The sequence below is a fragment of the Corynebacterium sp. HMSC05D08 genome (assembly GCF_001807215.1).
Classification (GTDB): Bacteria; Actinomycetota; Actinomycetes; order Mycobacteriales; family Mycobacteriaceae; genus Corynebacterium; species Corynebacterium striatum.
On the sequence record NZ_KV788361.1, the window covers coordinates 17979 to 27090 of the forward strand.

At 65.9% G+C, this 9112-nt stretch carries 7 protein-coding genes; 4 read left to right on the forward strand and 3 right to left on the reverse strand.

The annotated features are described in order from the left end of the window. The first annotated feature begins 92 nt into the window (after window positions 1–92). A complete protein-coding gene (locus tag HMPREF3148_RS11805; RefSeq protein WP_049151359.1) occupies window positions 93–1223 on the forward strand; it encodes an acyltransferase family protein in 1131 nt (376 codons plus the stop codon). On the opposite strand, the gene HMPREF3148_RS11810 is transcribed toward HMPREF3148_RS11805, so the two are convergent. The 3 genes from HMPREF3148_RS11810 to HMPREF3148_RS11820 are packed head-to-tail and all read right to left on the reverse strand — an operon-like array spanning window position 1118 to window position 5084. After that, on the reverse strand, window positions 1118–4315 hold the full coding sequence (locus tag HMPREF3148_RS11810) for an alpha-(1->3)-arabinofuranosyltransferase domain-containing protein (protein ID WP_210383007.1): 3198 nt from the start codon (window positions 4313–4315) through the stop codon (window positions 1118–1120). The genes HMPREF3148_RS11805 and HMPREF3148_RS11810 overlap by 106 nt on opposite strands. A gap of 1 nt (window position 4316) precedes the next feature. Next, entirely contained in the window at window positions 4317–4514 is a 198-nt protein-coding gene (locus tag HMPREF3148_RS11815; protein ID WP_005529528.1) for a DUF2613 domain-containing protein, read from the reverse strand. Between the two features lie 60 nt (window positions 4515–4574). Continuing rightward, complete coding sequence (locus tag HMPREF3148_RS11820; RefSeq protein WP_034657125.1) at window positions 4575–5084, reverse strand: universal stress protein; 510 nt, start codon at window positions 5082–5084, stop codon at window positions 4575–4577. Between the two features lie 128 nt (window positions 5085–5212). Here HMPREF3148_RS11820 and HMPREF3148_RS11825 point away from each other — a divergent pair, with 128 nt between their 5' ends. From HMPREF3148_RS11825 to HMPREF3148_RS11835, 3 genes are all read left to right on the forward strand, one after another. Continuing rightward, the gene (locus HMPREF3148_RS11825) at window positions 5213–6304 is read left to right on the forward strand and encodes a glycoside hydrolase family 3 N-terminal domain-containing protein (protein WP_070509200.1); all 1092 of its coding nucleotides are present in this window, start codon (window positions 5213–5215) and stop codon (window positions 6302–6304) included. 48 nt (window positions 6305–6352) lie between these two features. After that, window positions 6353–8038 carry a VanW family protein gene (locus tag HMPREF3148_RS11830; protein WP_210383008.1) on the forward strand — a complete coding sequence of 562 codons (1686 nt, stop codon included), beginning with the start codon at window positions 6353–6355 and terminating at the stop codon, window positions 8036–8038. A 203-nt stretch (window positions 8039–8241) separates the two neighbouring features. Beyond that, window positions 8242–9112 (forward strand): ATP-binding cassette domain-containing protein (locus tag HMPREF3148_RS11835; RefSeq protein ID WP_246818817.1); only part of this gene is annotated, 871 nt, incomplete at its 3' end.

The following is a 9112-nucleotide window of genomic DNA, read 5'->3' on the forward strand; positions in this document are numbered from 1 at the left end:
TAATCAGCCGCTTCATTACAGTAAAGTTCCAATCAGTTCGCTTGTGGCGTCATGGCCCTATGAATCTTAGCCGGAGGAAGGAGAAAACCGTTTTGGCTTCCTCAAAGACTGTACCCTGCCACCTTCCCGAGCTGGATGGATTGCGCGGATGCGCGGCCTTGGGGATCGTGGTCACCCACGTTTCCTTCCAAACCGGCACTGGATGGGGGATTGTGGAGCGCTTCGATTACTTCGTGGCGGTCTTTTTCGCGTTGAGCGCTTTTTTGCTGTGGCGCCGCCGCCATCTGCACACTACCCAGGATTATGCCTGGTCACGCGTGGCGCGTCTGGCGCCCGCCTACCTGGTGTGCGTGGTGCTGGTGCTCGCTTTGCTTCCCGACGCCCACTCCGTCACCCTCACCCAAGTGCTCAGCAACCTCACGAGCACGCAGATCTACGTGGTCGATGGCCTCGCGCCGGGTCTGACCCAGCTGTGGTCGCTGTGCGTGGAGTTCGCGTTCTACCTCGTGCTGCCGGCCCTGGCCTGGCTCATGAGGGGGTGGAACCGGCAGCAGCGGATGGCGGCCTTTCTGGCTGCAGCAGTGCTGAGTTGGGGCTGGGGTTTTGTGCCTTTCGTGACGGACTTCGACAAAGGTGACGTCAATTCGCAGATTTGGCCGCCGGCGTATGCGTCCTGGTTCGTGGTGGGGTTGCTCGCTGCAGAGGCGGAGGGCCTGCGCCTTCCGCGCTGGGTGGAGCGGGCCCTGCGCATTCGGTGGGCGTGGTGGCTGCTGGCGGCAGGTTGCCTGTGGCTGGCCAGCCGCGAATGGTTTGGCCCGCGGGGGCTGGAGCATCCGGAGCCGGGCGAGTTCGCGCGGCGCATCATTGTCGGTGCAGTGTTCGGTGCGTGCGTTTTGGTGCCGGTGGCGCTGGCCCCGCGCGCGGAGAAAAGCGTGTTGGCGAGCGAGGTTTTCCAAGCGCTGGGCCGCTGGTCCTATTCGCTGTTTCTGTGGCACGTTGCGGTGCTCGCGGTGGTCTTCCCGCTGCTGGGGGTGCCGATGTTTAGCGGCTCGGTGGCCCATTTTGGCGTGGTCCTCGTGGCCACGGTGGCGTTGAGTCTGCTGGTGTCGGCGGTGAGCTATGTGGTGGTGGAGGAGCCGGGGCGTCGGTTGTTGCGCGGCCACAGAACGCAGGCCAAGGCCGCGGCGCACAGGCAGGTCACCAAGACGGAGTCGCCGGCGTAGGTGCCGCTTGCCCAGGGGGCGCGGGCGAGCATGGCGCCCGCGGCCAGTGTGAGGGCGGCCGCCAAAGGAGCCGCGCTTAACGACGTCCACCTCAGCACCGCCCATGCCGCCACCCCCGCCAGTACGGCGGGTAGCCCCAGCAGGGCGAGGGTGCCCAGCCCGCATAGCGCCGCCACGGTGTGCGAGGATGCGGTGTCGGCGGGCAGCCAGGGCTCGTGGGGACGGCGGCGAAGTGCGAGCAGGCAACCGGCTACCGTGAGCAGTGCCAGCGCTCCGCCGAGACCCAGGGCCACCTGGTAGGCACGCTCGGCGACGAAGCTTTGGCGGAAGCTTCCGCTCGCGCCCGCCGGAATGACGTAGGCCTGGCCGCCGGCGTTGATCTCCCGGGGCTGCAGGTCCATGCTGCCGGTGGGGGAATCGAGGTGACCGCGCAGGCCCTCGTTGAAGGCGTCGCCGGTGATGAGGAGGCGCTCGGTGGAGGCGGCGGTGATGTCCCGGCCGGTGGCCGGGGTGGTGCTGGGCGGATTCCAGCCCTTTTCGCGCAGGCTTATCCACGTGCCCGTGGTGCGGACGCGGTGCTTGCCGGGGCGCAGGGTGAGGGTGTCGCCGGGGTTATAGCGCGCGCCGTCGATAAGCACGGTCTTTGTGGAATCGAGCGTGACCTGCATGGAACGCGGTGCGGTGAAGTCGCGGATGAGGATGCGGGAGTCCTGGAGCAGCTGCTGGAAGAAGAACTGCCGCACGTCCGGTGAGGTGTCTGGGACGGTGACCACGCGCTCTATGGGCGAGCCCATGACCTGTGCGTTGGCGATTCCCACCCGCTCTTTGAGTTCGATGCGGATAGAGTGCGTCGCACCGCCGGGCACGCGCACCTGGCGGGAGCGATAAGGCTTGAGCTTGACCTTGACCTTGGCGCTGCCCGAGCGCACGGTGACCTCGGTGTGGCCAGTGGCCAGGAGATCGATGACGGGGGCGTCCCAGGCGGGCGTTTGGGGGTCCTTGTTGAGCTCGAGCCAGCCGGTGTCGCCAGGCGCTGGCCACCAGGCGGTGGAGTTCTCCCCGTCTACTGCGGAGGTGATGGAGCGCGCCGGATTGGCGCCGCCGAAGGAGTCGGCGTCGGCGGCAGACGAGGAGGCGCGGACCGTGCCGCCGTGGGACTCCACGGTGGTCAGCGGGCCTGCGGAGGGGTAGTCGCGCAGGCGGTTGTTCACGGTCGAGGGATCCTCAGCGCCCAGCGGGGCGGAGATGGGGCCGTCGAGGGTGCCGTAGTTGCGGTCGCTCAGGGTAGGGGTATCGGTGACGATGTCGGCGTTGCCCTCCACCAGCTCATACGCAGGCCGGTTGGCCGAATGCGCATCGAGGAAGGCCAAGGACTCGCCGCCGCCTGCGACGCGTACGGGCTCAGTGGTGCTGAGCGCTCCCGCGGAGTCTTGGTGCGGCAGGATGATGACCTCAACCTCGTCATTGGGGCCGAAAGCGTGGACCTGGCCGCCGTAAGAGGAGGCGTTGCGCCAAGCGGCTAGCTGCGAGTCGTCGCGGCCACTGGCCCCCTCGGTGGAGGCGAGGTCGTGGCGCAACAGGATCGCCCCGATACCTTGGCGTTGGAGTGCAGCGGTGCCGGTGCGGGGATCGTTGTGAAGCGCGGCGACGACGCCATCGAGACCGCGGATGGCCTCGGGCGGAACCAGAGGGATGGCGTCGCGGACGGCCCAGGGGACGTCGAGAAGCGCCTGCGCCGGCTCATCGCGGGTCCAGCCCCAGACTTGGCGCGCGAAGGAAGACTCGGGGAAGAGCAGCGTGCGGGTATCGCGGGTGGTGGCGTTGAGAAAGTCCGCGGCCTCGTGCCAGTAGTCGGGGACCGCGGAATAGGCGCCCTTGGGTAGGAGGCGGCCGGTCCACGCGGGCGAGAAGGAGGCACAGGCGAGCGCCGCCACCAGCACGGCAACCGCCTGCTTCCGGGAGGGACGCAGCCACGCGCGGCCCGAGTCAGGCAGCGGAAGGGGGGCGGTGGCCGCGGCGAATCCGAGCAGGAGCGGGATGCGAACTAGGGGGTCGAACTTGTGGAGGTTGCGCAGCGCCGCGAGCGGGCCGTCGAGAGCATGCAGGTACCACGCGGCGTGGGTGCCCAAGATGGCGATGCCCACGCACAGCATCACCGGCCATACGCGAGGCAGGCGGCTAAGCCCGTACAGGCCAACGGCCGCCACCGCGATGGTAACCAGAACGAAGACAGGCTCGACGGCCAGGGCATATCCGGCGCTGCGCTCCGTGTCGACGAAGGGCGCCCAGCTGGTGGTGCCGCGCAGAATCTCCGGCAGGTTGAGCCAGCGGGTGGTGACAAAAGAGGACTCGATGAACTCGGTAAACGGAGGGGCGTAGCGGCCGAGTACTAGCAGCGGAACGATCCACCAGACCGATACCGCGGCGCAGCCGGCAAGCCAGGCCAGCCCGGGGCGCCAGGCGCGGCGATAGAGCAGGACCACGGCAGCGGGCACGCAGGCCGCGAGCGTAGCCGTGGCATTGACCGCACCCATCAGCGCTACGGGAATGATGGCGGCCGCGGCGTCGCGCCAGTTCAGCTCGCGGCGCAGGAAAGGCAGTACGACCCAAGGCGCGAGCATGACCGGCCAAGTCTCCGAGGAGATGGCCCCCAGCGTGGTTAGCGCGCGCGGGGAGAGCGAGTAGAGCAGCGCGGCCAAGAAAGGCCACCAGCCGGGCGCTTGCCGAAGCGACGGCAGAGCGGCGAAAAGGAGCCGATGGAAGCCCCAAAAACCCACTCCGAGGACGAGCCACCACCACAGGCGCTGGGCTATCCAGTCGGGGAGGAAGTCAGTGAGGAGAAAAAACTGGCCCTGTGGAAACAAGTAACCGTAGGCCTGGTTCTGCAGCTGGCCCAAGGTGAAGACCTCGGTGTAAGCGTGCAGGGCGCCGCGCAGAAACCCCAGTGGGTTCGCGGCGAGGTCATGTTTGGTGTCGGCGACGGTCAGCCCAAAAGGCTGGCTAAAGACAATAAGCGCTAGCACTAGCAGGCCGACAAGGCGCCAGCGCAGCTGCGGGCGGCGGGCTATGCCGCGGGAGAAAAAGCCACGCACATTAGTTGCGGGAGCCGTACTCCGGGCCACCCATGACGGCGTCGGAAGTAGACACAGCGTTGCCTGCCGGGACCACGTCAGCGTTGGAGAACTGCGCGATGCCAATCACCGTAATGACGCCGAGGGCGATGCCCACGACGGTGCTGCCCACGGCTGGGCCGAGGGTGCGCTTGTTGAGGGAGTCCGTCTCGAGTGCCATGGTCCTAGATACTAGCAGCTACACGGCGCAATTCCTGTACGAATCGCGCCGGGGATGCGACTAGCTGTGGGCCTCGGGTTCCTCGTCGTCCTCGTCGTCGTCAAGCTCGGGCGGAACGATGAACACCGGAAGGCCCGCATTACGCACGATGTGCTCGGCAGTGGAGTTGGTCCACCAGCCGCGGAAGCCGCTGAGCGCGCGGGTGCCGGTGACGATGACGTCGACGTCGAGTTCTTGCGCGGCGTCGACAATGGCGGAAGCAATCGTGGTCACCGACTCCACCAGGTGAGCGCGGCCGCTCAGCCCCAGGCTCTCGGCGACCTCGATGCCCTGCTTGCAGATGCGCAGCGCCTCCTCGTAAGCGGGATCGTCCTCGACGTTATCCGGCGCTACGGTGGACTGGTGCAAACCCGTGCGGCTCACGGCACGCGCGGCCTGGCGGGCAACCGGCTCCCACGCCGTGAGGATTTCCACGCGGCGCGGGCGCAGCAGGCGGGCCGCGTGCTCCATGGCGCGGGCAGCGCGAGTGGAGCCGTCGTAAGCAATCAACATGGTCTCTGCGTTACTCATAGGGGCCATAGTAACCCCCTTCACGGCCGCTGCGTGGCCAATCGTGCACACTGGAGGGCATGCATCTTTTCCATTGCTTCCGTCCCGCGGCTGGATCTGCAGCCGCTTTTTCGTGTCCTCGGGTACGAGTGCGCGCAGCTGCCGTACTCGCCGCGGTGGGGCTTGGAAGTACCTTGGTGGCTTGCGCGGATGAGGAGGTCGCGCCGCCGGAAAACACGGCGTCGTCAAGCGCCAGTGCTACCCCCCAGACCAGCGCCGCGCCCGCCGCAACGGACCGCCGGCAGCTGGCGGCCTCCCTGCTCATGCCGCCGGCCGTCAACTACGACGACGCACGCGAGAAGCTCGAAGCCGGCGCGGGCGGCATCTTCATCCCCAGCTGGGCGGACCCGAATCTGCTCACCGAAGAGGGCCGCAACATCGTGGCCCTGCGAGAGGAGCTGGGCCGCGACTTCAAGGTCTCCATTGATTTTGAAGGCGGCCGCGTGCAGCGCTTCTCCGAAGTCCTCGGGGAATTCCCGGCCCCGCAGCAGATGGCCGCAGACGGCAGCCCGGAGGATGTGGAGAGGATCGGCGCGGAGATCGGCGGCGTGCTCAAGGCACACGGCATCAACGTGGATTTCGCCCCGGTCCTCGACGTCGACGGCGGCGGGCTCGAAGTGGTGGGGGACCGCTCCTTCTCCACCGATCCGGCGCAAGCCGGTGAGTATGGCGCAGCCTTTGCCCGCGGCCTTGAGTCGGCCGGCGTCGAAGCCGTGTTCAAACACTTCCCAGGCCACGGGCGCGCCTCGGGGGATACCCACCTGGCTGAGGCCGTGACCCCGCCACTGGAGGAGCTCTACACCCACGAGTTCGTGCCCTTCGAGAAAGCCGTCCCCGCGGCCCCTGGGGCCGGCCTGATGATGAGCCACCTCGCTGTGCCGGGCCTGGGCGATGGCCAAACGGCGGCTTCTATCAATCCGGCCGCTTATAAGCTCGCGCGCGAGCATCTGCATTTCGAAGGCCCCATTTACACCGATGACCTGGGCGGAATGGCATCCATCGCGGATACGATGGATGTGCCGCAGGCGGTGGTTGCTGCGATTGGGGCGGGTGCTGACATGCCCTTGTGGTCCACTGACGGGGGCTTCGACGCGGCTATCGACGCCGTCGTGGCAGCCCTCGATGACGGCACCTTGACCGAGGAGCAACTGCAAACTTCTGCCCGGCGTCTGGCCGAGTAAACGGGACCTTACTAGGAATGTTGCAGCTCGAACGATAGTCTTTAAGGCGTGAAAAAGGCAGTAGGACAGCAAACTGGCAAAGGCTGGCGCATCACCCTCGGCGTGATCGTCGGCCTTCTCCTGATCGCGGGCATCGCCTACACGTGGGACGTTATTGCTAATCAGGGCAAGGTTCCGCGTGCGACGTCCGTGGGCGGTGTGGACATCTCCAGCATGGAGCGCACCGCTGCGGTAGAGAAATTGGAGCGCGAGCTTGGCGACGTCGAGACCAAGCCCGTCAACGTCACCTCCGGGGAGAAGTCTTCCCAGTTAGTCCCTGCCGAGTCAGGCCTGACCCTGAACTACCAGAAGGCCGTGGACGGCATTCCGGATGTTTCCTATAACCCGGTGACTCGTCTTTTTAGCTTCGTAAAGGCCACACAGGAAATCCCGGTCGCCGTTGATATTGACGACACTGCACTGGATGGTGCGCTGGAGCGCGTGAAGAACGAGCTCTCCTTCGCACCGAAGGATGGCATGCTGGAGCTCAACAACGGCCAGCTTAAGGTGACCAAGCCAGTGCTGGGCCAGACGGTGGAGCCGGATGATTTGAAAAATGGCATCACCGAAAACTGGCTCGACCCGGCGGGCGTTGAGGTAGAGCCTGTCGAGGTGGAGCCCGCTATCAACGACGACGCGATTGAGGCGATGCGCACTGGCGACGTCGCCAAGGCCCTCGACAACCCGCTCACCATCAACGGCGAGAACAACGTCGCGGGCACGCTGCGCAAGGACGAAATCGCGCAGTTCGTCTCCATTGAGGCGAAGGATGGCAAGCTGGAGCTGAAGGTGGATACGCCGAAGGCGCAGCAGCTTTTCGAGGAGCGCATGGATGGCGCGCAGGTGCCAGGCCAGAATGCCAAGATTTCCTTCAGCGGCGACAAGATGAATGTGACTCCATCGGTCGATGGCTCGATTATCGACTGGGAGAAGACCTTGAAGGACTTCGATAAGCGCGTCAAGGGCGACGAGCGCACCTGGGATGCGGACTACAAGCCGGATCCGGCGGAGTACACCACCGAGATGGCGGAAAAGGCCACCTTCAACGACACCGTGTCGGAGTTTTCCACCGGCGGTTTCTCTGGCGCATCGGGCGAGAATATCCGCCGCGTGGCGGCGCAGGTCGACGGCGCTGTGGTCAACCCAGGCGAGACCTTCTCCCTCAACGGCTACACCGGCCCGCGCGGCACGGCGCAGGGCTACGTGGAGTCCGGCATCATCATCAATGGACACTCCGGCACTGCGGTCGGCGGCGGCATCTCGCAGTTCGCCACCACGCTCTACAATGCCGCTTACTTCGCCGGCTTCGAGGACGTGGCCCACACGCCGCACTCTTACTACATCTCCCGCTACCCGGCCGGCCGCGAGGCTACCGTGTACGAGGGTTCCATCGACTTGCAGTTCAAGAACACCACGAACACCCCGGTCCGCATTGAGACCGACTTCGGTGGCGGCAAGATCACCGTTCGCTTCAAGGGCGTGAAGACCTACAATGTGGAGTCTGTCAACAACGGTCGCTGGGCCACCACCCAGCCAACCCGTATGTCGGTGGGTGAGAATTGCTCGCCGTCGTCAGGCGCGCCGGGCTTTACCACCTCGGATACCCGCATCATCAAGGACCTCTCCGGCCGCGAGGTATCCCGCGAGACCACGACTACGGTCTACGACCCGCAGCCAATCGTTTCCTGCGGTTAGGCAATGGCTCGGCCGATGCACACCGCGGTGAAGGACCCGGCGGACGTCGATCAGCTGGCCCAGCACCCGATTGCCTTTCGCCGCGTGGCCAGCCTGTTCGCCGCGCACCGCGGCACGCTGTTGCTGTGGCTCGTCGGCGGCATGCTGGCCATCACCGTGGTGTCGCAAGCCATCGGCGTTATCCAGTCCTTTTATCCGCGCGGGTGGGGCACATCATCATGCACGAGGTGCGCACCCAGGTCTTTGCCAACCTGCGGCGCCAATCGTTGCAGTTCTTCACCAACAACCGCGGTGGGGAAATCCAGTCCCGCCTGACCAACGACATCGCGGCCATGCGCGGCACGGTGACCACCACGGCGACCTCCGTGGCCAGCAACCTCACCATGACGGTGGCCACTCTGGTGGCGATGGTGGCGCTCACGCAAATCATTTTTGGCGTCATGCCAGCGCTGATCTATCTCGTCGCCGGCTTGAGCCCGGGGATTACCATTGGCACGCTCATCGCGTTTAGTACCCTGCAGACTCAAATCTTCCGTCCCATTACCGGCCTGCTTAACGTGGGCGCGCAGTGGGTGGCGTCCATGGCGCTGTTTAGCCGTATCTTCGAATACCTAGACCTGGAACCCGAGCTCACAGAAGCCACCGAGCCCGCCCAGCTTGCCGACGCCTCCCTCACCATCCCCGCCCACACCACCACCGCGCTAGTGGGGCATACCGGTTCCGGCAAGTCCACGGTAGCCACACTTTTGGCACGCCCTGCCGATCCGACCGAAGGCGCCGTGCTCTTAGACGGAGTTGACCTGCGCGATATTCCGCCGGAGCAGCGCGCGGAGGCCATTAGCGTGGTTTCGCAGGAGACCTACCTGCTCCACGGCACGGTGCGGGAGAACCTCCTCTTCGCGCAGCCGGGTGCGAGCGACGAACAGATGCGCGCGGCGCTTAACGCCGCGCGCGTGGACGGGGTCATCGCCGCGCTGCCGGAAGGCCTGGATACCGTGGTGGGCTCGCGTGATTACCGCTTTTCCGGCGGTGAGCGGCAACGCCTCTCGCTGGCTCGCACCCTGCTGCGCCGCC